An 853-nucleotide genomic window follows, 5' to 3' on the forward strand; every position below is an offset into this window, starting at 1 on the left:
GTAGCCATGTCGTTCTGTGAGCCAAGGAGTTGAGTGTTATAGTTGTCTTCCTAAGACCGCTTGGCCTCCGACTTAGCTACCGGATCGCGCGCGGGCTCGACCGGTCGGGCATCGCTCCCGGCGAGAAGGTCGCGATCCTGTCCGGCAACGATCCGCTCGCTTTCGCCTGCGTGTTCGGCATCTCGCGCGCGGCTGCCGTGTGGTGTCCGATCAATCCGCGCAACGAGGCGACCGAGAACAAGTTCATCCTCGATCAGTTCGATTGCAGCCTGCTGCTGTTTCATTCCAGCTTTGCGCCGATGGTCGAGGCGGTCCGGCAGGACCTGCCCAAGCTGCGCGCGCTGGTCTGTCTCGACGCCGAGCTGCCGTTCGCGCCGTCATTCGAGCGCTGGCTCGGCGGGCTTACTGATGATGTCTATCAGCGCGCCACGATCGACGATCTCGCGATGATCCCGGGGACCGGCGGCACCACCGGCAAGCCGAAGGGCGTGATGCTGTCGGGACGCAACATCGAGGCGATGACCGCGCTGACTCTGATGGGCTATCCGTTCAAGGGCCGCCCGATTTATCTCGCGCTGGCGCCGCTGACGCATGCCGCCGGCGTGCTCTGTTTCCCGATCATGACGTTGGGCGGCCGGGTCGTGATCATGCACCACCCTGACATCGGCGAGTTCCTGGCGCTGATCGAGCGCTACCGCGTCACCCACACCTTCCTGCCGCCGACCGTGATCTACATGCTGCTCGATCATCCCGGGCTCGACGCGGCCGATCGCAGCTCAAGTCGGATCGTAGCCATGTCGTTCTGTGAGCCAAGGAGTTGAGTGTTATAGTTGTCTTCCTAAGACCGCTTGGC

Annotated in this window: 1 protein-coding gene; it reads left to right on the forward strand. The window is 63.1% G+C overall.

From position 1 onward, the window contains the following. The first annotated feature begins 29 nt into the window (after positions 1-29). Complete coding sequence (locus tag Q2M23_RS43670) at positions 30-821, forward strand: AMP-binding protein (RefSeq protein WP_316399534.1); 792 nt, start codon at positions 30-32, stop codon at positions 819-821. The last annotated feature ends 32 nt before the right edge of the window (positions 822-853 follow it).

It is taken from the genome of Bradyrhizobium sp. 33ap4 (assembly GCF_032654765.1).
Classification (GTDB): domain Bacteria; phylum Pseudomonadota; class Alphaproteobacteria; order Rhizobiales; family Xanthobacteraceae; genus Bradyrhizobium; species Bradyrhizobium australafricanum.